General features: G+C 53.0%; 18 protein-coding genes, 3 tRNA genes and 3 rRNA genes. 10 read left to right on the top strand and 14 right to left on the bottom strand.

Annotation, left to right across the window (positions count from 1 at the left end):
• Nucleotides 1-92: 92 nt before the first annotated feature.
• Nucleotides 93-824, bottom strand: coding sequence for a DNA polymerase III subunit epsilon (dnaQ, locus tag ACMGGX_RS13915; RefSeq protein ID WP_348560634.1), 732 nt, complete (start codon nt 822-824; stop codon nt 93-95).
• Nucleotides 825-888: 64 nt separating this feature from the next.
• On the opposite strand from dnaQ, the gene rnhA reads away from it, so the two are divergent.
• Nucleotides 889-1,356 (top strand): ribonuclease HI, encoded by a 468-nt coding sequence (gene rnhA, locus ACMGGX_RS13910; RefSeq protein WP_023310485.1) that lies wholly within the window; start codon nt 889-891, stop codon nt 1,354-1,356.
• Here the strand turns inward: rnhA and ACMGGX_RS13905 are convergent.
• Nucleotides 1,353-2,072 carry a class I SAM-dependent methyltransferase gene (locus ACMGGX_RS13905; RefSeq protein WP_023310484.1) on the bottom strand — a complete coding sequence of 240 codons (720 nt, stop codon included), beginning with the start codon at nt 2,070-2,072 and terminating at the stop codon, nt 1,353-1,355. The two genes, rnhA and ACMGGX_RS13905, sit on opposite strands and share 4 nt — an antisense overlap.
• A gap of 32 nt (nt 2,073-2,104) precedes the next feature.
• Here ACMGGX_RS13905 and gloB point away from each other — a divergent pair, with 32 nt between their 5' ends.
• Nucleotides 2,105-2,863 (top strand): hydroxyacylglutathione hydrolase, encoded by a 759-nt coding sequence (gene gloB / locus ACMGGX_RS13900; RefSeq protein WP_420298494.1) that lies wholly within the window; start codon nt 2,105-2,107, stop codon nt 2,861-2,863.
• Nucleotides 2,864-2,931: 68 nt separating this feature from the next.
• Entirely contained in the window at nt 2,932-4,296 is a 1,365-nt protein-coding gene (gene mltD, locus ACMGGX_RS13895; RefSeq protein ID WP_032661729.1) for a murein transglycosylase D, read from the top strand.
• 52 nt (nt 4,297-4,348) lie between these two features.
• Here mltD and ACMGGX_RS13890 read toward each other — a convergent pair whose 3' ends face one another.
• The 3 genes from ACMGGX_RS13890 to ACMGGX_RS13880 all read right to left on the bottom strand — a co-directional run bounded on the left by ACMGGX_RS13890 (nt 4,349) and on the right by ACMGGX_RS13880 (nt 7,310).
• Nucleotides 4,349-5,122 carry a class I SAM-dependent methyltransferase gene (locus ACMGGX_RS13890; RefSeq protein ID WP_181594433.1) on the bottom strand — a complete coding sequence of 258 codons (774 nt, stop codon included), beginning with the start codon at nt 5,120-5,122 and terminating at the stop codon, nt 4,349-4,351.
• A gap of 75 nt (nt 5,123-5,197) precedes the next feature.
• Nucleotides 5,198-5,998: an endonuclease/exonuclease/phosphatase family protein gene (locus ACMGGX_RS13885; protein WP_024909448.1), complete on the bottom strand. Its 801-nt coding sequence runs from the start codon at nt 5,996-5,998 to the stop codon at nt 5,198-5,200.
• 136 nt (nt 5,999-6,134) lie between these two features.
• Nucleotides 6,135-7,310 carry an MFS transporter gene (locus ACMGGX_RS13880; protein ID WP_181594432.1) on the bottom strand — a complete coding sequence of 392 codons (1,176 nt, stop codon included), beginning with the start codon at nt 7,308-7,310 and terminating at the stop codon, nt 6,135-6,137.
• Between the two features lie 104 nt (nt 7,311-7,414).
• On the opposite strand from ACMGGX_RS13880, the gene yafC reads away from it, so the two are divergent.
• Nucleotides 7,415-8,320: a DNA-binding transcriptional regulator YafC gene (gene yafC / locus ACMGGX_RS13875; RefSeq protein ID WP_420298493.1), complete on the top strand. Its 906-nt coding sequence runs from the start codon at nt 7,415-7,417 to the stop codon at nt 8,318-8,320.
• A gap of 29 nt (nt 8,321-8,349) precedes the next feature.
• Here yafC and dkgB read toward each other — a convergent pair whose 3' ends face one another.
• The 8 genes from dkgB to gmhB all read right to left on the bottom strand — a co-directional run bounded on the left by dkgB (nt 8,350) and on the right by gmhB (nt 15,461).
• Complete coding sequence (dkgB, locus tag ACMGGX_RS13870; RefSeq protein WP_032646936.1) at nt 8,350-9,153, bottom strand: 2,5-didehydrogluconate reductase DkgB; 804 nt, start codon at nt 9,151-9,153, stop codon at nt 8,350-8,352.
• 160 nt (nt 9,154-9,313) lie between these two features.
• Nucleotides 9,314-9,390 (bottom strand) — tRNA-Asp (locus tag ACMGGX_RS13865).
• Nucleotides 9,391-9,445: 55 nt separating this feature from the next.
• Nucleotides 9,446-9,561, bottom strand: a 5S ribosomal RNA gene (gene rrf / locus ACMGGX_RS13860).
• A 74-nt stretch (nt 9,562-9,635) separates the two neighbouring features.
• Nucleotides 9,636-12,540 (bottom strand): 23S ribosomal RNA (locus tag ACMGGX_RS13855).
• A gap of 180 nt (nt 12,541-12,720) precedes the next feature.
• A tRNA-Ala gene (locus ACMGGX_RS13850) sits at nt 12,721-12,796 on the bottom strand.
• 42 nt (nt 12,797-12,838) lie between these two features.
• Nucleotides 12,839-12,915: transfer RNA gene (locus ACMGGX_RS13845), tRNA-Ile, on the bottom strand.
• A 69-nt stretch (nt 12,916-12,984) separates the two neighbouring features.
• A 16S ribosomal RNA gene (locus ACMGGX_RS13840) occupies nt 12,985-14,526 on the bottom strand.
• Together the 16S, 23S and 5S rRNA genes with 3 tRNA genes alongside form the textbook arrangement of a ribosomal RNA operon.
• Nucleotides 14,527-14,894: 368 nt before the next feature.
• Nucleotides 14,895-15,461, bottom strand: a complete 567-nt coding sequence (gmhB, locus tag ACMGGX_RS13835; RefSeq protein ID WP_029741186.1) for a D-glycero-beta-D-manno-heptose 1,7-bisphosphate 7-phosphatase — start codon at nt 15,459-15,461, stop codon at nt 14,895-14,897.
• 188 nt (nt 15,462-15,649) lie between these two features.
• Here gmhB and metN point away from each other — a divergent pair, with 188 nt between their 5' ends.
• The 6 genes from metN (at nt 15,650) to proS (ending at nt 21,229) form a co-directional block, all read left to right on the top strand.
• The gene (gene metN / locus ACMGGX_RS13830) at nt 15,650-16,681 is read left to right on the top strand and encodes a methionine ABC transporter ATP-binding protein MetN (protein ID WP_023310475.1); all 1,032 of its coding nucleotides are present in this window, start codon (nt 15,650-15,652) and stop codon (nt 16,679-16,681) included.
• Complete coding sequence (locus ACMGGX_RS13825) at nt 16,674-17,327, top strand: methionine ABC transporter permease MetI (RefSeq protein WP_014168730.1); 654 nt, start codon at nt 16,674-16,676, stop codon at nt 17,325-17,327. The genes metN and ACMGGX_RS13825 overlap by 8 nt, the downstream gene beginning before the upstream one ends.
• Before the next feature lie 40 nt (nt 17,328-17,367).
• A complete protein-coding gene (metQ, locus tag ACMGGX_RS13820; protein WP_420298492.1) occupies nt 17,368-18,183 on the top strand; it encodes a methionine ABC transporter substrate-binding lipoprotein MetQ in 816 nt (271 codons plus the stop codon).
• A 106-nt stretch (nt 18,184-18,289) separates the two neighbouring features.
• Nucleotides 18,290-18,694, top strand: a complete 405-nt coding sequence (gene rcsF / locus ACMGGX_RS13815) for an Rcs stress response system protein RcsF (RefSeq protein ID WP_063440181.1) — start codon at nt 18,290-18,292, stop codon at nt 18,692-18,694.
• Nucleotides 18,691-19,398 carry a tRNA (N6-threonylcarbamoyladenosine(37)-N6)-methyltransferase TrmO gene (tsaA, locus tag ACMGGX_RS13810; RefSeq protein WP_202770839.1) on the top strand — a complete coding sequence of 236 codons (708 nt, stop codon included), beginning with the start codon at nt 18,691-18,693 and terminating at the stop codon, nt 19,396-19,398. The genes rcsF and tsaA overlap by 4 nt, the downstream gene beginning before the upstream one ends.
• Nucleotides 19,399-19,510: 112 nt before the next feature.
• Nucleotides 19,511-21,229 (top strand): proline--tRNA ligase, encoded by a 1,719-nt coding sequence (gene proS, locus ACMGGX_RS13805; protein WP_033144681.1) that lies wholly within the window; start codon nt 19,511-19,513, stop codon nt 21,227-21,229.
• 47 nt (nt 21,230-21,276) lie between these two features.
• Here proS and nlpE read toward each other — a convergent pair whose 3' ends face one another.
• Nucleotides 21,277-21,975, bottom strand: coding sequence for an envelope stress response activation lipoprotein NlpE (gene nlpE, locus ACMGGX_RS13800; RefSeq protein ID WP_032660574.1), 699 nt, complete (start codon nt 21,973-21,975; stop codon nt 21,277-21,279).
• Nucleotides 21,976-21,983 lie beyond the last annotated feature (8 nt).

Here is a 21,983-nt window from a genome sequence, read left to right as displayed (position 1 = left end):
CCTCCGATCTCGTCAACGCTTTTTCTCACGTTTTGAATCGTTTGCTGCAAAAATCGCCCAAACGATGGTTTTACAGGCATTCAGGCGTTTTTTCAGGCGCGCCACATACAGCTGCCGCCCTTCTTCTGTACCAGATCAAGCCGGGATTCGTGGTTAAGAAGCTCTTCATCACTGGCTAAAACAACCCGCAAGCGACTGGCCTGACGAACAACACGCTGAATGCCCGCTTCGCCTTGCGTCTGCTGGGATTCATTTTCCATACTGAACTTCATTGACGTCTGCCCGCCGGTCATCGTCAGATAGACATCGGCCAGGATCTGGGCATCGAGCAACGCCCCGTGGAGCGTTCGCTTGGTATTGTCTATCTCGTAGCGCGAGCAGAGTGCATCCAGGCTGTTACGCTTGCCGGGGAACATCTTCCTTGCCAGCGCCAGGCTGTCCGTCACCTTACAGAAGGTGTTCGTCTTCGGAATATCACGATTAAGCTTGCTGAATTCATAATCCATAAAGCCGATATCGAACGATGCGTTATGGATAACAAGCTCGGCGCCCTTGATATATTCCAGGAACTCGTCAGCGACATCCCCAAAAGTCGGCTTATCCAGCAAGAACTCATCGGCAATACCGTGAACGCCGAACGCTTCAGGATCCACCAGCCGATCGGGTTTGAGGTAGACGTGGAAGTTGTTCCCCGTAAGACGACGGTTCACCACTTCAACGGCGCCGATCTCGATGATCTTATGCCCTTCGTAGTGCGCGCCGATCTGGTTCATACCGGTGGTTTCGGTATCGAGGACAATCTGGCGAGTAATTGCAGTGCTCATAGCGGTCATTTATGTCAGACTTATCGTTTAACTGAACGTTTCGAATACAGGAAGTCTACCAGAGATGCGTAAACAGGTAGAAATTTTCACCGATGGATCTTGTCTCGGTAACCCAGGGCCCGGCGGCTACGGCGCGATTATGCGCTATCGCCAGCACGAAAAAACCTTTAGCGAAGGCTATTTTCTGACCACCAACAACCGGATGGAGTTGATGGCGGCCATCGTGGCGCTGGAGGCGTTAAAAGAACATTGTGACGTGGTGTTAAGCACCGACAGCCAGTACGTGCGTCAGGGGATCACCCAGTGGATCCATAACTGGAAAAAACGCGGCTGGAAAACCGCCGATAAGAAGCCGGTCAAGAACGTCGATCTCTGGAAACGTCTTGATGCTGCGCTGGGCCAGCACCAGATTAAGTGGGAGTGGGTTAAAGGCCACGCAGGCCATCCGGAAAACGAACGCTGCGACGAACTGGCGCGTGCTGCGGCATCCAATCCCGCACATGAAGATGCGGGCTATCAGCCCGACGCCTAATCGGTTTTTTTGTACTGCCGCGTGGCGCCGACGGTCTGGCGGATGGGCGTTTTCGACTTGCTCTGCTTCATGGGGTTAAGCGTAAGGGGAATAGTTCGCTTACGCGCAACGATAAACTGCAAACAGCCCAATGCGGGGAGATGGGTGCTCAGTACCACGCCCCCCTGCCGCGCCCAGGGCAGCACCTGAAAACCTCCGTAGCAGAGCACCTCAAAGTTCAGCAGCGAAAGCCAGTCGAGCTGGCGCATCATGGTGAACATCCGGCTGTTGTAAGGTGGAGTCCGGCGTAGCACCGGTACCAGCTTACGCAGGCCCATCAGGCTTAGTGGATTGAATCCGCTAAGTACCAGCCAGCCGTCATCAATCAGCACGCGATCGGCTTCGCGAAGCAGACGATGCGGATCGCTGCACCAGGGTAGCGTATGTGCAAGCAAACACGCATCGACGGATTTTTCCGCAAACGGCAGATGCAGCGGGTCTGCCTTCACCTGAACCGGCGATCCGCCGAGAGAGACGTTAACCTGATGCGAGATAGCGCAGCTTTCGGTATTGATTTCCGCGCTGAGATTGCCAATCTTAAGCAGGTGAAAGCCATACATTTTCGCGAGCCAGGGCTTCAGCTGCTGTTCTAACGCTTCGCGATAGTATTCACCCCAGGGCAATTCCGCCCAACGTTCCGGTGCTGCGACAGTCTGAGGTATCCTTGCCGGTTTCATCAAAACACCCGCCACGCTCTAAGAGGTAATGTATGAATCTTATCAGTATTCCAGCGTTTCAGGACAATTACATCTGGGTTTTGGTTGACGACGATCGCCGATGCGTCATTGTCGATCCCGGAGAGTCCGCCCCTGTTCTGCACGCCATAAAAGAGAACGGCTGGCAGCCAGAAGCCGTTTTGTTAACGCATCATCATAACGATCACACTGGCGGCGTGCCTGAACTGCGCACCCATTTTCCGCATCTTGTGGTTTACGGACCGGCAGAAGCACAAGATAAGGGAATCACGCATGTAGTCGAAGAAGGCGAAAATATCCTCATACGCGAGTGGGAGTTTTCCGTATTTGCTACACCAGGTCACACTTTGGGACATCTGTGTTTCTACAGTAAGCCTTATCTTTTTTGCGGCGATACGCTGTTCTCCGGAGGCTGCGGAAGACTGTTCGAAGGTACGCCAGCTCAAATGTATCAGTCTTTACAGAAGATTAACGCGCTACCCGATGAGACGCTCGTTTGTTGCGCCCATGAGTATACATTAGGAAATATGAAGTTTGCCGTGAGCCTCTTACCCGAGGATCGAGCGATTCAGGATTATTATCACAAAGTGAAGGAGTTACGTGCAAAAAACCAAAAAACACTCCCCGTAATTCTGAAAAACGAGCGCCAAATTAATTTATTTTTACGAACAGATGATATTGATTTAATTAATAAAATTAACCAAGAAACAAATTTGCAACAACCAGAACAACGATTTGCATGGTTAAGGTCAAAGAAAGATAACTTCAGATAATTGCGGGTTGCCTTTTCAAAATTTCGCCGTTATCATCGCTCGTCTTTTAAGCAACTATTGACACACACATGAAGGCAAAAGCGATATTACTCGCCTCTGTCCTGCTTGTAGGTTGCCAGTCGCAAAACGGCAGCAACGTACAACAGCACGCACAGAGCCTTTCTGCGGCTGGTCAAGGGGAAGCAGGGAAGTTTGCAAGTTCGGCGCGATGGATGGACGATGGAACATCTTACGCGCAGGATCAAGACTTGTGGACCTCTATTGGCGACGAGCTAAAGATGGGAATTCCGGAAAATCCCCGGATTCGCGAACAGAAACAGAAGTATTTAAGTAATAAGAGCTATCTCCACGATGTAACGTTACGGGCAGAGCCGTATATGTACTGGATAGCCGGGCAAGTTAAGAAACGTAACATGCCTATGGAGCTGGTACTCCTACCCATAGTGGAGAGCGCTTTTGACCCACACGCGACGTCTGGCGCCAATGCCGCAGGCATTTGGCAGATCATTCCGAGCACCGGGCGAAACTATGGTCTGAAACAGACCCGCAACTATGATGCGCGTCGCGATGTTGTCGCTTCAACGACAGCCGCTCTCGACATGATGCAACGTCTGAACAAGATGTTTGACGGCGACTGGCTGTTAACGGTCGCAGCGTATAATAGTGGCGAAGGTCGTGTACTGAAGGCAATGAAAGCGAATAAAGCACGGGGTAAATCCACCGATTTTTGGTCGCTCTCACTGCCACAGGAAACAAAGATTTACGTACCGAAAATGCTGGCATTGAGCGATATTCTCAAGAATAGCAAGCGTTACGGTGTACAACTGCCAACACCAGACGAAAGTCGTGCACTGGCGCGTGTTCGCCTCAGCAATCCGGTTGATATTCAACAGGTTGCTGATATGACGGGTATGTCGGTAAGTAAATTGAAAACCTTTAATGCTGGCGTTAAAGGCTCAACCCTGGGGGCAAGTGGCCCGCAGTATGTAATGGTTCCGCAGAAACATGCCGAGCAGTTACGCGAGTCTTTAGCTTCTGGTGAAATCGCCGCCGTTCAGTCAACGCTGATCGCGGATGCATCATCAGTTAACAGCCGCAGCTATAAGGTTCGTTCAGGAGATACGCTTTCGGGCATTGCGTCACGTCTTGGCGTGAATGCGAAAGATCTGCAGCAATGGAATAATCTGCGCAGCTCCGGCCTGAAAGTGGGTCAGACTCTGACGGTAGGCGCAGGTAGCAGCGCACAGCGTCTCGCCAGCAACAGCGATAGCATTACCTATCGCGTGCGGAAGGGTGATTCACTGTCCAGTATCGCAAAACGACACGGCGTAAACATCAAGGATGTGATGCGCTGGAACAATGATACTGACAATCTGAAACCTGGCGACCAGCTGACGCTGTTTGTGAAGAACAGCGCGACGCCAGACTCCTGATAACACGATCGAAAGATAAAAAGGCACCGATTCCCCTCGGTGCCTTTTTTATTTATTCCGCTTTTTGCGCTTCGGCCATGATGGTATCGCTGGTAAACGATCCATCGGCCTGCAGTTCAAAGTATGCCTTTACCTCCGCGGACGCACTCTCCTGATAGAGCCTGATCGCCTGGCTTAATGCTTCCGGGGTGCGCATACGCGCGATCCAGGAGCTGAACTCCAGCGGTAAGCGGTCTGTAATCAACGCGCGCGCGATCAGCCCCGCTTCAGTGATAAGCGACAACCACTCTCCGCTGGCGTAGTTTTGCACGTGTGAGGTATCGCGCAGCGCTTCTACCGTCTGCAGCCAGATATTGCGCACCGGGTGTCCGGGAGACATCACATCCATAATGATGAAGGTGCCGCCCGGCTTCAGAACACGTTTGACCTCGCGCAATGCCTGGCCGACATCGTGCCAGTGGTGAGCGGAATAACGGCTGATAACAACCTCAAACGACGCATCATCGAACGGTAAGGATTCGGCATAGCCCTGTTGCGTATCGATGTTGTCCAGTCCCTTCGCTTTCGCCGCCCCGGCAACAACGTCCAGCATCTGGCTGGATAAGTCATACGCGGTAACGTGAGCGACCTGCTGCGCAGCCGTAAAGCTGGCATGCCCTGCCCCGCAGCCTAAATCCAGCACGTGCGCGTGCGGAAACGCCGCCAGACGTTCACCGAGACGCACCAGATCGCGGCCAGAAGCATGCACGGCGCTGCTCAGATAGGCACTTGCCTGAGAACCAAACTGTTTTTCTACATTGTCATGATGGGAGCGTGTTGTTGTCATCGTACTGTCCTTTGTGAGTGAAAAATAAAGGGCAGCACCCGCGCAGGCCTGCCCCACGGCAGACCTGACACACCATTATTTATCAGGTTTGCCGGGACTGAATTCGACTAGTAGAGGATTATGATCCGAGGCGCGCGTCACCAGCACAGAAGCGTCGTGCACGCTCAAACCACGATAGAAGACAAAATCGAGAGGACGACCAAAGGCTTTTTTGCGCTGGTCATCGCTAAAACGAACTTCACGCAGCGACATTTCGCGCGCAAAGCGATACAGCGCATTCATGCGCGGACGGCTCCAGGCATTGAAATCGCCGGCCATAATGATGGGCCCGCTGTGATGGGCAATCTGATCGCCGATCGGAAGTAGCTGCTTACTGTAGACATCCACGCCCAGACTGAAATTTACCGCATGGATATTTACGACCATCAGCATTCGGGTATCCGGCAGCGGATAGACCGTCACCAGCGCCGATTTTGCCAGACGCAGGATAGGTTCACGTTCGCGCAGTGGACAGCAATAGACCGGATGTGCTGCTGAAAGCGTCATCACACCTGATGGGTGTTGCGGCAGGACAAACGCAGGCACCTGGTCGGCGGCAAGATAGTTCGTGGTGGCAAAGCGTACCAGTTCAGGGGTGGTTTGTGCCTCCTGAAGCAGAACCAGATGGGCATCTTTTCCAAAATTCTTGAGCACCGATAACCATTCGGCACGCTGCTGCTTAAAGATATTCCACACCAGTACACGGATTTTCTCATCGCTGCTTAACGGTGTGCCGGCGGGTAATGCCTGGCTTATGCTCGCAAATGACCCCGGAGGCAAGATCCTCTCCGCGGGCATTCCGGCAACATAACGCATGGCATAGGTATTTTTTCGCACTTTTGGAAACAGCCTCTGTAACATGAACCAGCCCGGAAAACGGACTGGTTCTAATGTTATAGGGACTTTAGGTCATACTTTCAACGCAATTTCTGAGAAACCGCTTTCCAGTATTGTAAGCAAGCACTTACTGATGTTAACCCAGCGCGACCCTGGCTGGCTTATCGAGACGTCCACTCAGGCCAATCAGCAGGAAGGCCACCAGGACAATCATCGCGCCAATCCATGGGGTCTGGGCTAATCCAACATGCGCTACGGTTTGCCCACCAATGATGGAGCCCAGCGCAATGCCGATATTAAATGCGGCAATGTTCAGCCCGGACGCCACATCCACCGCATTTGGCGTATAGAGCTCGGCTTTCTGGACAACGTAAACCTGAAGGCCGGGGACATTACCAAAGGCAAAGATCCCCATGACCAGCACGGTGACCAGCGCGGCGTAGTGTACCGAAGCCGTGAACTGGAAAATCATCAGCAGAACAACCAGGGCGGCGAAGATGAATTTCAGTGCCGGTACCGCACCATGCTTATCCGCAAGCTTGCCGCCCCAGATATTGCCAATGGCAACGGAAATACCGTATCCCAGCAAAATCCAGCTCACGGCATTGGGTGAGAAGCCCGCCAGGTCCTGCATCATCGGCGCCAGGAAGGTAAAGGCGGTGAATACCCCACCATAACCCAATGCAGTTACCGCGTAGATGATCAGCAAACGCGGATGCGTAAGCACCTTCAGCTGATCGCGCAGGCTGGCGCTCGCCCGGCCTGGGATATTCGACGGTACCAGCAGCAGGCTGGTCACCAGGGCGATGACGCCCAGTAAGGAGACGGCCAGAAACGTTTCACGCCAGCCGAAGTGTTGTCCGATAAACGTTCCCAGCGGTACGCCCGTAACGAGCGCGACGGTCAGCCCACCAAACATGATCGCAATAGCTGAAGCCGCTTTCTCTTTGGGCACTAGGCTGGTTGCAATGGTGGAACCAATCGAGAAGAACACGCCGTGTGCAAGGCCGGTTAACAGACGGGCAATCACCAGAGTGGTGTAGTCCGGCGCCTGCCAGGCCAGAACGTTGCCGGCGGTGAACAGCACCATCAGCGCGACTAACAGCTGCTTACGCGGAAAACGTCCGGTCAGGGCCGTCAGCACTGGCGCACCGACGGCGACGCCCAGGGCGTAGATTGATACCAGCAACCCCGCAGAGGGCAACGAGATCGCAAGCTGGTTAGCAATAGTGGGAACCAGGCCCACGATAACAAATTCGGTCGTGCCGATTGCAAAGGCACTGATCGTCAGGGCAAGTAGCGCCAGTGGCATAAAATACTCCGTATCATCAGGATTAAGATGACAGGCAGTATGCGCCAGTGCTTAAATAACAAAAATGGTCAAAATCTCAATAGAATTTTGCAGGTGGTGCAACAATGAAAGCAACATCGGAAGAGCTGACAATCTTTGTCGCCGTCGTTGAAAGCGGCAGCTTTAGCCGCGCGGCCGAACTGCTGGGACAGGCTAATTCGGCCATCAGCCGTTCGGTAAAAAAACTGGAGATGAAGCTTGGAGTGAGTCTGCTCAACCGTACGACGCGGCAGCTGAGCCTGACGGAAGAAGGTGAGCGTTACTTCCGCCGCGTGCAGTCGGTACTGCAGGAGATGGCCGCAGCGGAGACGGAGATTATGGAGACCCGCAGCACGCCGCGTGGATTGCTGCGCATTGATGCGGCCACGCCGGTGGTGCTTCACTTTCTGATGCCGCTGATCAAACCTTTCCGCGAACGCTATCCGGAGATGACGCTTTCACTGGTCTCCTCAGAGACGTTTATCAACCTCATCGAGCGGAAAGTGGATGTGGCTATCCGGGCGGGAACACTGACAGATTCAAGCTTGCGCGCCCGCCCTCTGTTTGCTAGCTACCGCAAAATTATCGCATCACCGGAGTATATTGCCGAGCATGGGAAACCAGAGACGGTTGAAGAACTGAAGCAGCACCTGTGCCTGGGCTTTACGGAGCCGGTGTCGCTGAACACCTGGCCTGTTGCCTGCCATGATGGTCAACTTTATGAAATTACCTGCGGATTATCGTCAAACAGCGGAGAGACGCTAAAACAGCTGTGCCTGGAAGGGAACGGGATCGCCTGTTTATCAGACTATATGATTGATAAGGAGATAGCGCGGGGTGAACTGGTGGAGCTGATGGCCGACAAACGTCTGCCGGTCGAAATGCCTTTTAGCGCAGTGTATTACAGTGACAGAGCGGTAAGCACGCGCATTCGTGCCTTTATTGACTTCCTGAGTGAACATATAAAAACAGCTCCCGGAGGAGCTGTGTGAGGGTTCAGGTTACAGAGGGCGGGTCAATCTTAATCCCAGTCAGGAGCTAAACCTTCCGGGCTTACCAGGCGATCGTTGCACTCCAGTGCTGCGATCGCTTTTTTATCGTCAGCATCCAGCTGAAGATCCGTTGCTAACAGGTTGCTGGCCAGGTTTTCACGCTTAGTTGAAGATGGAATCACGGCATAACCTTCACCCATTGCCCATGCCAGAATCACCTGCGCAGCAGTGGCGTTATGTTTCTCTGCGATACGCGTAATCACTTCATCTTTCAGCGCTTTACCATAGGCCAGCGTCATGTATGAGGTGATGTGGATCCCGTGCTGTTTTGCCCAGTCCACGACTTTGCGGTTTTGCAGGTATGGAGACAGCTCAATCTGGTTGGTCGCAATATTTTCTGCGCCAACAGCGGCAATGGCTTTTTCCATCAGCGGAATCGTGAAGTTGGAGATCCCAATTTCACGGGTTAAGCCCTGTTTTTTCGCTTCCAGCAGCGCCTGCATGAATTCTTCTACTGAGACGGCATCATTCGGTGATGGCCAGTGGATCAGCGTCAGATCTACGTAGTCAGTACGCAGTTTTTTCAGGCTCTCTTTCAGACTAGGGATCAGCTTATCTTTGCTGAGATTCTCAATCCAGATTTTCGTGGTGATAAACAGTTCGTTACGCGGCACACCACTCTCTTCGAGAGCTTGTCCAACGGCAGCTTCATTTTCATAGATCTGTGCCGTATCAACTGCACGATAACCCAGTTCGAGTGCGGTTTTAACCGATGCGATAACAACGTCGTCTTTCAGGCGGAAAGTGCCCAGACCAAATGCAGGGAGAGTCATACTATTCCTCAATCATTATGTTCGTAAACTGAGGAAGATTATCGCTGGCGTTGTTATAGAGAAAAAGAGCGCAAAACGCAGAGGATTTTTGCTAATTTCGCAATAATTAAACGACAGATAAGAAAAAAGCCCTGAGCGTGAGCTCAGGGCTTTTAATAAGTGGCGGAACGGACGGGACTCGAACCCGCGACCCCCTGCGTGACAGGCAGGTATTCTAACCGACTGAACTACCGCTCCACCGAAGACTGCTGTAACCACCGGATTTATGCACCGGCTTACTACTTAATTTGATGCCTGGCAGTTCCCTACTCTCACATGGGGAGACCCCACACTACCATCGGCGCTACGGCGTTTCACTTCTGAGTTCGGCATGGGGTCAGGTGGGACCACCGCGCTAAAGCCGCCAGGCAAATTCTGTTAAATCTGTATCAGAGCTGAAATTTGATTGCGTCGTCTCTTCGCCGAAACAGCTTCGGCGTTGTAAGGTTAAGCCTCACGGTTCATTAGTATCGGTTAGCTCAACGCATCGCTGCGCTTACACACCCGACCTATCAACGTCGTAGTCTTCAACGTTCCTTCAGGACCCTTAAAGAGTCAGGGAGAACTCATCTCGGGGCAAGTTTCGTGCTTAGATGCTTTCAGCACTTATCTTTTCCGCATTTAGCTACCGGGCAGTGCCATTGGCATGACAACCCGAACACCAGTGATGCGTCCACTCCGGTCCTCTCGTACTAGGAGCAGCCCCCCTCAATTCTCCAGCGCCCACGGCAGATAGGGACCGAACTGTCTCACGACGTTCTAAACCCAGCTCGCGTACCACTTTAAATGGCGAACAGCCATACCCTTGGGACCTACTTCAGCCCCAGGATGTGATGAGCCGACATCGAGGTGCCAAACACCGCCGTCGATATGAACTCTTGGGCGGTATCAGCCTGTTATCCCCGGAGTACCTTTTATCCGTTGAGCGATGGCCCTTCCATTCAGAACCACCGGATCACTATGACCTGCTTTCGCACCTGCTCGAGCCGTCACTCTCGCAGTCAAGCTAGCTTATGCCATTGCACTAACCTCCTGATGTCCGACCAGGATTAGCTAACCTTCGTGCTCCTCCGTTACTCTTTGGGAGGAGACCGCCCCAGTCAAACTACCCACCAGACACTGTCCGCAACCCGGATTACGGGTCTACGTTAGAACACCAGCCATTAAAGGGTGGTATTTCAAGGTTGGCTCCACGCAGACTGGCGTCCACGCTTCAAAGCCTCCCACCTATCCTACACATCAAGGACCAGTGTTCAGTGTCAAGCTATAGTAAAGGTTCACGGGGTCTTTCCGTCTTGCCGCGGGTACACTGCATCTTCACAGCGAGTTCAATTTCACTGAGTCTCGGGTGGAGACAGCCTGGCCATCATTACGCCATTCGTGCAGGTCGGAACTTACCCGACAAGGAATTTCGCTACCTTAGGACCGTTATAGTTACGGCCGCCGTTTACCGGGGCTTCGATCAAGAGCTTCGCGTTGCCGCTAACCCCATCAATTAACCTTCCGGCACCGGGCAGGCGTCACACCGTATACGTCCACTTTCGTGTTTGCACAGTGCTGTGTTTTTAATAAACAGTTGCAGCCAGCTGGTATCTTCGACTGATTTCAGCTCCACCCGCAGGGGCTTCACCTACATATCAGCGTGCCTTCTCCCGAAGTTACGGCACCATTTTGCCTAGTTCCTTCACCCGAGTTCTCTCAAGCGCCTTGGTATTCTCTACCTGACCACCTGTGTCGGTTTGGGGTACGATTTGATGTTACCTGATGCTTAGAGGCTTTTCCTGGAAGCAGGGCATTTGTTACTTCAGCACCGTAGTGCCTCGTCATCACACCTCAGCGTTAAAAGGTACCGGATTTACCTGGAACCCCCGCCTACATGCTTAAACCGGGACAACCGTCGCCCGGCTAACATAGCCTTCTCCGTCCCCCCTTCGCAGTAACACCAAGTACAGGAATATTAACCTGTTTCCCATCGACTACGCCTTTCGGCCTCGCCTTAGGGGTCGACTCACCCTGCCCCGATTAACGTTGGACAGGAACCCTTGGTCTTCCGGCGAGCGGGCTTTTCACCCGCTTTATCGTTACTTATGTCAGCATTCGCACTTCTGATACCTCCAGCATGCCTCACAGCACACCTTCAACGGCTTACAGAACGCTCCCCTACCCAACAACACCTAAGTGTCGCTGCCGCAGCTTCGGTGCATGGTTTAGCCCCGTTACATCTTCCGCGCAGGCCGACTCGACCAGTGAGCTATTACGCTTTCTTTAAATGATGGCTGCTTCTAAGCCAACATCCTGGCTGTCTGTGCCTTCCCACATCGTTTCCCACTTAACCATGACTTTGGGACCTTAGCTGGCGGTCTGGGTTGTTTCCCTCTTCACGACGGACGTTAGCACCCGCCGTGTGTCTCCCGTGATAACATTCTTCGGTATTCGTAGTTTGCATCGGGTTGGTAAGCCGGGATGGCCCCCTAGCCGAAACAGTGCTCTACCCCCGAAGATGAGTTCACGAGGCGCTACCTAAATAGCTTTCGGGGAGAACCAGCTATCTCCCGGTTTGATTGGCCTTTCACCCCCAGCCACAAGTCATCCGCTAATTTTTCAACATTAGTCGGTTCGGTCCTCCAGTTAGTGTTACCCAACCTTCAACCTGCCCATGGCTAGATCACCGGGTTTCGGGTCTATACCCTGCAACTTAACGCCCAGTTAAGACTCGGTTTCCCTTCGGCTCCCCTATACGGTTAACCTTGCTACAGAATATAAGTCGCTGACCCATTATACAAAAGGTACGCAGTCACACCACAAGGGTGCTCCCACTGCTTGTACGTACACGGTTTCAGGTTCTTTTTCACTCCCCTCGCCGGGGTTCTTTTCGCCTTTCCCTCACGGTACTGGTTCACTATCGGTCAGTCAGGAGTATTTAGCCTTGGAGGATGGTCCCCCCATATTCAGACAGGATACCACGTGTCCCGCCCTACTCTTCGAGTTCACAGCCTGTGTGCTTTCGTGTACGGGACTGTCACCCTGTACCGTGCGACTTTCCAGACGCTTCCACTAACACACAAGCTGATTCAGACTCTGGGCTGCTCCCCGTTCGCTCGCCGCTACTGGGGGAATCTCGGTTGATTTCTTTTCCTCGGGGTACTTAGATGTTTCAGTTCCCCCGGTTCGCCTCGTTAACCTATGTATTCAGTTAACGATAGTGTGACGAATCACACTGGGTTTCCCCATTCGGACATCGCCGGGTCAAAGGTTCATATCACCTCGCCGGCGCTTTTCGCAGATTAGCACGTCCTTCATCGCCTCTGACTGCCAGGGCATCCACCGTGTACGCTTAGTCGCTTAACCTCACAACCCGAAGATGTTTCTTTCGATTCATCATCGACTTGCGAAAATTTGAGAGACTCGAACACACCATTAAGATGTGTCGTTTCAATTTTCAGCTTGATCCAGATTTTTAAAGAGCAAAACTTCGCAGTGCACCTTTTCAGGTTCACTCTGAAGTTTTCTTGTGTTCGCAGTAAAAGATGGTGGAGCTATGCGGGATCGAACCGCAGACCTCCTGCGTGCAAAGCAGGCGCTCTCCCAGCTGAGCTATAGCCCCATCGTTTATAATCTCTGTACCGCTCATCCTTTAAAAGGAGTTTGGTAGGCCTGAGTGGACTTGAACCACCGACCTCACCCTTATCAGGGGTGCGCTCTAACCACCTGAGCTACAAGCCTGCAGAGATTTTTACTGCTGTTTTTCATCAGACAATCTGTGTGAGCACTACAAAGGCAGGTTCTTTAAGGTAAGGAGGTGATCCAACCGCAGGTTCCCCTACGGTTACCTTGTTACGACTTCACCCCAGTCATGAATCACAAAGTGGTAAGCGCCCTCCCGAAGGTTAAGCTACCTACTTCTTTTGCAACCCACTCCCATGGTGTGACGGGCGGTGTGTACAAGGCCCGGGAACGTATTCACCGTAGCATTCTGATCTACGATTACTAGCGATTCCGACTTCATGGAGTCGAGTTGCAGACTCCAATCCGGACTACGACGCACTTTATGAGGTCCGCTTGCTCTCGCGAGGTCGCTTCTCTTTGTATGCGCCATTGTAGCACGTGTGTAGCCCTACTCGTAAGGGCCATGATGACTTGACGTCATCCCCACCTTCCTCCAGTTTATCACTGGCAGTCTCCTTTGAGTTCCCGGCCGGACCGCTGGCAACAAAGGATAAGGGTTGCGCTCGTTGCGGGACTTAACCCAACATTTCACAACACGAGCTGACGACAGCCATGCAGCACCTGTCTCAGAGTTCCCGAAGGCACCAATCCATCTCTGGAAAGTTCTCTGGATGTCAAGAGTAGGTAAGGTTCTTCGCGTTGCATCGAATTAAACCACATGCTCCACCGCTTGTGCGGGCCCCCGTCAATTCATTTGAGTTTTAACCTTGCGGCCGTACTCCCCAGGCGGTCGACTTAACGCGTTAGCTCCGGAAGCCACGCCTCAAGGGCACAACCTCCAAGTCGACATCGTTTACGGCGTGGACTACCAGGGTATCTAATCCTGTTTGCTCCCCACGCTTTCGCACCTGAGCGTCAGTCTTTGTCCAGGGGGCCGCCTTCGCCACCGGTATTCCTCCAGATCTCTACGCATTTCACCGCTACACCTGGAATTCTACCCCCCTCTACAAGACTCTAGCCTGCCAGTTTCGAATGCAGTTCCCAGGTTGAGCCCGGGGATTTCACATCCGACTTGACAGACCGCCTGCGTGCGCTTTACGCCCAGTAATTCCGATTAACGCTTGCACCCTCCGTATTACCGCGGCTGCTGGCACGGAGTTAGCCGGTGCTTCTTCTGCGGGTAACGTCAATTGCTGAGGTTATTAACCTCAACACCTTCCTCCCCGCTGAAAGTACTTTACAACCCGAAGGCCTTCTTCATACACGCGGCATGGCTGCATCAGGCTTGCGCCCATTGTGCAATATTCCCCACTGCTGCCTCCCGTAGGAGTCTGGACCGTGTCTCAGTTCCAGTGTGGCTGGTCATCCTCTCAGACCAGCTAGGGATCGTCGCCTAGGTGAGCCGTTACCCCACCTACTAGCTAATCCCATCTGGGCACATCTGATGGCAAGAGGCCCGAAGGTCCCCCTCTTTGGTCTTGCGACGTTATGCGGTATTAGCTACCGTTTCCAGTAGTTATCCCCCTCCATCAGGCAGTTTCCCAGACATTACTCACCCGTCCGCCGCTCGTCACCCGGAGAGCAAGCTCTCCTGTGCTACCGCTCGACTTGCATGTGTTAGGCCTGCCGCCAGCGTTCAATCTGAGCCATGATCAAACTCTTCAATTTAAGTTTGATGCTCGTGAATTAAACTTCGTAATGAATTACGTATGTTCACTCAGAGACTTGGTATTCATTTATTGTCCGGAGACATTAAGAATCCATGTCACTTTGAGTGCCCACACAGATTGTCTGATAAATTGTTAAAGAGCAGTGCAACGCGGCTTTCGCTCACCGTTGCGAGGTGGCGTATATTACGCTTTCCTCTTTCAGAGTCAACCCGTTATTTCAGGATTTTTTCTCTTCAACCGACCGGGTTGTCTGTGAAGTGATTCACATCCGCCGTGTCGATGGAGGCGCATTATAGGGGGCCGCCGAGGAATGACAAGCGGAAAAATGCATTTTTATTTCAACCGCTCACCTTTTCACCAAAAAGGCTATTTTTGGTGCTTTTTAATCTCTTTTGGCAGGTCGGCCAGACTATTAATCACCCAATCCGCTGCATTTTCTGCTTCTGGCGTCACTGGCTTACCGGTGCGAACTAATATTTTGGTTCCTACACCCGCTGCCGCTGCCGCCTGCATATCTTCCAGTTTATCGCCCACCATGTAAGAAGCAGACATATCAATGTGCAGGAACTCCTGTGCAGAGATGAACATCCCCGGATGCGGCTTACGGCAGTCACAGGTCTGGCGATACGCTTCTACCGTTCCCTGCGGGTGGTGCGGACAATAGTAGATGCCGTCGAGATCCACACCGCGGTCGGCCAATGACCAGTCCATCCATTCCGTCAGCGTCTCGAACTGCGCTTCGGTGAATTTACCGCGTGCAATACCGGACTGGTTCGTCACAACCACCAGCGCATAACCCATCTCTTTCAGCTGGCGCATGGCATCTATTACGCCCTCGATAAACTCGAACTCATCAATCTCATGGACATAACCGTGATCCACATTAATAGTGCCGTCACGATCGAGAAAAATTGCGGGTACTGATTTTGCCACCGGTTTGCTCCTGAAAAAGGCATGTTCGACTAGTATCTCATGAATCGCAGCGCAATAAAGTGCTCATCGTACAGAGTTGGATTGATTTAGACGTCTGGATGCCTTAACATCCGTTTTGTTTACGGTCATCACCCGTATCTGGCAGAAGAAAATGCCACGGCTAACTTACATACGATAAAAATAATCTAATGATTAAACTTTCCAATATCACCAAAGTGTTCCAGCAGGGGAACCGAACCATTCAGGCGCTGAACAACGTCAGCCTGCATGTTCCTGCTGGTCAAATTTATGGCGTCATTGGCGCATCGGGTGCAGGTAAAAGCACGCTGATTCGTTGTGTTAACCTGCTTGAGCGCCCAACCCAGGGCAGCGTAGAAGTTGGCGGCCAGGAACTTACCGCCCTCTCAGAGAAAGAACTCACCAAAGCGCGTCGTCAGATTGGCATGATCTTCCAGCACTTTAACCTGCTGGCTTCCCGCACCGTGTTCGGCAACGTTGCCCTGCCGCTTGAGCTGGATAATACGCCGAAAGAAGAAGTGAAGCGTCGCGTTACCGAGCTGCTCGACCTCGTGGGTCTGGGCGACAAGCATGATAGCTACCCGGCAAATCTGTCCGGTGGGCAAAAACAGCGTGTGGCCATTGCCCGCGCGCTGGCAAGCAACCCTAAGGTACTTCTGTGTGATGAAGCCACCAGCGCACTGGATCCGGCAACCACGCGTTCGATTCTGGAACTGCTGAAAGACATTAACCGTCGCCTGGGCCTGACGATCCTCCTTATTACGCATGAGATGGACGTGGTGAAACGCATCTGCGACTGCGTGGCGGTCATCAGCAACGGTGAACTGATCGAGCAGGACACGGTAAGTGAAGTGTTCTCGCATCCGAAGACGCCGCTGGCACAGCAGTTCATCCAGTCCACGCTGCATCTGGATATTCCGGAAGACTATCTGGAGCGTTTGAAAACCGAACCCGCAGCAGACAGCGTCCCGATGCTGCGCATGGAGTTCACCGGTCAGTCCGTTGACGCTCCCCTGCTTTCCGAAACCGCGCGTCGCTTTAACGTGAACAACAACATCATCAGCGCGCAGATGGATTACGCCGGTGGCGTGAAGTTCGGCATCATGCTGACAGAAATGCACGGCACACAAGAAGAAACCCAGGCCGCGATTGCCTGGCTGCAAGAACACCACGTAAAAGTAGAGGTACTGGGTTATGTCTGAGCCGATGATGTGGCTGCTGGTTCGCGGCGTTTGGGAAACGCTGGCAATGACCTTTGTCTCTGGCTTCTTTGGTTTTGTGATTGGCCTGCCGGTCGGCGTATTGCTGTACGTGACGCGTCCGGGTCAAATCATTGAGAACGCGAAGCTGTACCGTACGCTCTCTGCGCTGGTGAACATCTTCCGTTCTATCCCCTTCATTATTCTACTGGTGTGGATGATTCCGTTTACCCGCGTGATCGTCGGAACGTCTATCGGCCTGCAGGCAGCTATCGTTCCGCTGACCGTGGGGGCTGCGCCGTTTATCGCCCGTATGGTGGAAAACGCCCTGCTGGAGATCCCAACCGGTTTGATCGAAGCCTCACGCGCGATGGGCGCAACGCCGATGCAGATCGTCCGCAAAGTTCTGCTCCCGGAAGCACTGCCGGGCCTGGTGAACGCGGCAACCATCACGCTCATCACGCTGGTCGGTTATTCCGCAATGGGTGGCGCAGTTGGCGCTGGCGGTTTAGGCCAGATTGGTTACCAGTACGGCTATATTGGATATAACGCTACCGTGATGAATACCGTTCTGGTATTGCTGGTTGTTCTGGTTTATTTAATCCAGTTCTCTGGCGATCGCATCGTCCGGACCGTTACTCACAAATAACGTTACACACAACACAAACTCTACGAGTTAAGGATAAAACATGGCGTTTAAATTAAAGACCTTTGCAGCAGTAGGCGCGCTGATCGGCTCTCTGGCACTGGTGGGTTGCGGTCAGGACGAAAAAGATCCAAACCACATTAAAGTGGGCGTTATCGTGGGTGCAGAACAGCAGGTTGCTGAAGTTGCTCAGAAAGTGGCGAAAGAGAAGTATGGCCTGGACGTTGAGCTGGTGACCTTCAACGATTACGTTCTGCCGAACGAAGCGCTGAGCAAAGGCGATATCGACGCTAACGCCTTCCAGCATAAGCCTTACCTGGATCAGCAGATCAAAGATCGCGGCTATAAACTGGTGGGTGTTGGTAACACCTTCGTTTATCCAATTGCCGGTTACTCTAAGAAAATTAAATCACTGGACGAGCTGCAGCCGGGCTCTCAGGTTGCCGTGCCTAACGACCCAACCAACCTTGGCCGTTCCCTGCTGCTGCTGCAGAAAGTGGGCCTGATCAAACTGAAAGACGGTGTTGGCCTGCTGCCAACCGTTCTGGATGTCACCGAGAACCCGAAAAATCTGAAAATTGTTGAACTGGAAGCACCGCAGCTGCCGCGTTCTCTGGACGATGCGCAGATTGCCCTGGCCGTTATCAACACCACTTACGCCAGCCAGATTGGCCTGACGCCAGCCAAAGACGGTATCTTCGTAGAAGATAAAGACTCCCCGTACGTTAACCTGATCGTGACTCGCGAAGACAACAAGGACGCGGAAAACGTGAAGAAATTCATTCAGGCTTATCAGTCTGATGAAGTTTACCAGGAAGCCAACAAAGTGTTTAACGGCGGCGCTGTTAAAGGCTGGTAATCTCACCTCAGTGTAATATCATCAGGACGGGCTTATGCCCGTCTTGTCATTTGTGCAGTCAACTGATTCAATATCTGACGTTTTGATTATCCATTGAGGAACTATTATGCGTGCTTTACCGATCTGTCTTTTAGCACTCATGCTGAGCGGCTGTTCTATGCTAAGCAGATCTCCCGTTGAACCTGTTCAAAGCACGGCAACCCCGCCAAAAACAGAGCCTACGAAACCGAAAGTGGTTCGCCCTGCACCGGTTCGCATTATCACGAAAGCAGACGAACTCGTCGGTAAACCGTTCCGTGAACTGGGCGAAGTGAGCGGTGAATCCTGTCAGGCGACCAATCAGGACTCACCACCGAATATTCCGACAGCGCGTAAACGTATGCAGATTAATGCCGCAAAAATGAAAGCCAACGCGGTTCTGCTGCACAGCTGCGAAGTCACCAGCGGCACGCCGGGCTGCTATCGTCAGGCGGTTTGCATCGGTTCTGCGCTGAACATCACGGCGAAATGAGTGCATTTCAGTTCGAGCAGATAGGCGTTATCCACTCTCCTTATAAAGAGAAGTTCGCCGTCCCCCGCCAGCCCGGTCTGGTCACCAGCGGAAGCGGTGAGCTTCACCTGATTGCGCCTTACAATCAGGCCGATGCGGTACGCGGGCTCGAGGCTTTCAGCCATTTATGGGTGGTGTTCGTGTTTCACCAGACGATGGAAGGCGGCTGGCGGCCTACCGTGCGTCCTCCTCGTCTTGGCGGAAATGCTAGAATGGGCGTGTTTGCGACTCGCTCTACCTTCCGCCCAAACCCGGTTGGAATGTCGCTGGTTGAACTGAAAGGCATACGCTGCCAGAAAGATCGGGTGATACTGGAGTTAGGTAGTCTGGACCTGGTAGACGGCACGCCGGTAATCGACATCAAACCCTATTTGCCCTTCGCCGAAGCGCTCCCGGACGCGCGTGCAAGTTATGCTCAGGACGCACCGCAGGCGGACATGCCTGTTTATTTTACGCCAGAGATAACCGTGCAGCTCGGTCATCTGGAGAAACGCTATCCTCGCTTACGGGATTTCATCACTGAAGTTCTGGCACAGGACCCGCGTCCGGCCTACCGTAAAGAAGAGGAAGAAGGAAAAACGTACGCCGTCTGGCTGCTTGATTTCAACGTTCGCTGGCGCGTCACCGGTGCAGGTTTTGAAGTGTTTGCCCTTGAACCCAGGTAATTTTGTTCTCCTCTCTTTTGGCATCTTTGCCACACTGGTAAACTAAACCACTTTTTTTGTGTCAGGCTGGTGTTTCAGCCTGTTCCAATCGTCGAAATGGAACCGTAACAACATGCGTACTAGCCAATATCTGCTCTCCACTCTGAAGGAGACGCCTGCCGACGCCGAAGTGATCAGCCATCAGCTGATGCTGCGCGCCGGGATGATCCGCAAGCTGGCCTCCGGGTTATACACCTGGCTACCGACCGGCGTGCGCGTCCTGAAAAAAGTCGAAAACATCGTGCGTGAAGAGATGAACAACGCCGGTGCTATCGAGGTGTCCATGCCTGTGGTTCAGCCCGCTGACCTGTGGCAGGAGAGCGGCCGTTGGGAGCAATATGGTCCTGAACTGCTGCGCTTTGTCGATCGCGGCGAGCGTCCTTTCGTTCTCGGCCCAACGCATGAAGAAGTCATTACCGACCTGATTCGTAACGAGCTGAGCTCTTACAAACAGCTGCCGCTGAACTTCTTCCAGATCCAGACCAAGTTCCGTGACGAAGTTCGCCCACGTTTCGGCGTCATGCGCTCTCGCGAATTCCTGATGAAAGATGCTTACTCTTTCCATACCTCTCAGGAATCACTGCAAGAGACTTACGACGCAATGTACGCGGCGTACAGCAAAATCTTCTCCCGCATGGGTCTGGATTTCCGCGCTGTGCAGGCTGATACCGGCTCCATCGGCGGTAGCGCATCCCATGAGTTCCAGGTACTGGCGCAGAGCGGTGAAGACGATGTGATCTTCTCTGACTCTTCAGACTACGCGGCGAACATCGAATTTGCAGAAGCGCTGGCACCAAAAGAACCACGCGGCGCGGCAACGCAAGAGATGACGCTGGTTGATACGCCAAACGCGAAAACCATCGCCGAGCTGGTTGAGCAGTTCAATCTGCCAGTCGAAAAAACCGTGAAAACCCTGCTGGTGAAATCTACCGAAGGTAGCGCTTATCCGCTGGTTGCCCTGCTGGTGCGTGGCGATCATGAGCTGAACGAAGTGAAAGCAGAGAAGCTGCCGCAGGTAGCCAGCCCGCTGACCTTCGCAACGGAAGCGGAAATCCGCGCCGTGGTGAATGCGGGTCCAGGTTCACTGGGTCCAGTCAATCTGCCGGTGCCGGTTGTTATTGACCGCACGGTTGCTGCAATGAGCGACTTCTCTGCAGGTGCGAACATCGACGGTAAACACTACTTCGGCATCAACTGGGATCGCGACGTGGCGACGCCGGAAGTGGCTGACATCCGTAACGTGGTTGCAGGCGATCCAAGCCCGGACGGTCAGGGTACCCTGATGATTAAGCGCGGCATCGAAGTCGGTCACATCTTCCAGCTGGGCGATAAATACTCTCGGGCGCTGAACGCCGCTGTTCAGGGTGAAGATGGCCGTAACCAGATCCTGACCATGGGGTGCTACGGTATCGGGGTGACGCGCGTGGTGGCTGCGGCAATTGAGCAGAACTACGACGAACGCGGCATCGTCTGGCCGGACAATATTGCGCCGTTCCAGGTGGCTATCCTGCCAATGAACATGCACAAGTCTTACCGCGTGCAGGAGCTGGCCGAGAAGCTGTATGCCGAGCTGCGCGCTCAGGGTATCGAAGTGCTGATGGATGACCGTAAAGAGCGTCCAGGCGTGATGTTCGCCGATATGGAACTGATCGGTATCCCACACACCGTCGTCATCGGCGACCGTAACCTCGACAGCGATGAGATTGAATACAAATACCGTCGCAGCGGCGAAAAACAGATGATCAAGACCGGCGACATTCTTGATTACCTGGTGAAAGCCATCAAAGGCTAAACAAAAAACCCCGCTCAGGCGGGGTTTTTTAATGGCTCAGCGTCAGCTTATTTACTGTTACAGTCTTTACCCGCAACAAACTTCGCGTCTTTATCTGCCACCAGCGTTTTCACCATCTCCCCGCTATCCGGGTTTGGCTCCAGCGTAAAGTGACCGTCAACCGTCAGCAGTACCGGCTTGCTGTCATTACCGCGTGCCACTGCGTAATCACGTTCAAGCTGCGCATTGTTTGCCACGCTAACCTTCCTGCCGGTTGCGCAGTCGGTAAAGATCGCCGCATCCGCCATATAGAAGTACATCCCCCGCATTGCCATCGGCGTGGCAGGCAGAGCCGCTTTTACCGGCGCAAGCGTGTAGTTGAACTGGGATTCAATCGGGTTGCCTTCGCGGTCAAGCATCTCCATCCCCTCACCTTTGGCGCGGAAAAAGGTTTTCTCACCGGTGGTGTCCGTCAGGACCAGCTTCTCAGCCGTACGCGCCCATGTTCCATAAGTTGCAAAAGAAGAAGGCTCTTTTGCGCCCTGATAGCGCTGGTTCATCACCCAGGTGCCGTCTTTTTGCAGGAACAGAGACGTTTCAATGCCTTCGCAGTCCGCGCAAGGCAATACGCCGCGCCAGCTCTGCTGCATTGGTTTTAATTCTTCCGTTTGCGTGGGTTGTAAAACCTGCGTTTCGGAGCGGTTGTTACACCCAAAAAGCGCAAACAGCGTACTCGCTGCCAGCGCTGACCATAATACTTTTTTCACAATGAATT

This window comes from Enterobacter sp. BNK-29, assembly GCF_048684785.1.
GTDB classification, from domain to species: domain Bacteria; phylum Pseudomonadota; class Gammaproteobacteria; order Enterobacterales; family Enterobacteriaceae; genus Enterobacter; species Enterobacter cloacae_M.
Note: the sequence above shows the minus strand (reverse complement) of the source record. Positions and strands in the feature narration are given on the sequence as shown.

Bases quoted from the DNA above. Each gene is read 5' to 3' on its own strand.
- tsaA (WP_202770839.1), top strand. From the start codon at position 18,691: ATGAGTGCATTTCAGTTCGAGCAGATAGGCGTTATCCACTCTCCTTAT.
- metN (WP_023310475.1), top strand. From the start codon at position 15,650: ATGATTAAACTTTCCAATATCACCAAAGTGTTCCAGCAGGGGAACCGA.
- proS (WP_033144681.1), top strand. From the start codon at position 19,511: ATGCGTACTAGCCAATATCTGCTCTCCACTCTGAAGGAGACGCCTGCC.
- gloB (WP_420298494.1), top strand. From the start codon at position 2,105: ATGAATCTTATCAGTATTCCAGCGTTTCAGGACAATTACATCTGGGTT.
- ACMGGX_RS13880 (WP_181594432.1), bottom strand. From the start codon at position 7,310: ATGCCACTGGCGCTACTTGCCCTGACGATCAGTGCCTTTGCAATCGGC.
- rnhA (WP_023310485.1), top strand. From the start codon at position 889: ATGCGTAAACAGGTAGAAATTTTCACCGATGGATCTTGTCTCGGTAAC.
- ACMGGX_RS13905 (WP_023310484.1), bottom strand. From the start codon at position 2,072: ATGAAACCGGCAAGGATACCTCAGACTGTCGCAGCACCGGAACGTTGG.
- ACMGGX_RS13825 (WP_014168730.1), top strand. From the start codon at position 16,674: ATGTCTGAGCCGATGATGTGGCTGCTGGTTCGCGGCGTTTGGGAAACG.
- yafC (WP_420298493.1), top strand. From the start codon at position 7,415: ATGAAAGCAACATCGGAAGAGCTGACAATCTTTGTCGCCGTCGTTGAA.
- dnaQ (WP_348560634.1), bottom strand. From the start codon at position 824: ATGAGCACTGCAATTACTCGCCAGATTGTCCTCGATACCGAAACCACC.
- ACMGGX_RS13890 (WP_181594433.1), bottom strand. From the start codon at position 5,122: ATGACAACAACACGCTCCCATCATGACAATGTAGAAAAACAGTTTGGT.
- metQ (WP_420298492.1), top strand. From the start codon at position 17,368: ATGGCGTTTAAATTAAAGACCTTTGCAGCAGTAGGCGCGCTGATCGGC.
- mltD (WP_032661729.1), top strand. From the start codon at position 2,932: ATGAAGGCAAAAGCGATATTACTCGCCTCTGTCCTGCTTGTAGGTTGC.
- rcsF (WP_063440181.1), top strand. From the start codon at position 18,290: ATGCGTGCTTTACCGATCTGTCTTTTAGCACTCATGCTGAGCGGCTGT.
- dkgB (WP_032646936.1), bottom strand. From the start codon at position 9,153: ATGACTCTCCCTGCATTTGGTCTGGGCACTTTCCGCCTGAAAGACGAC.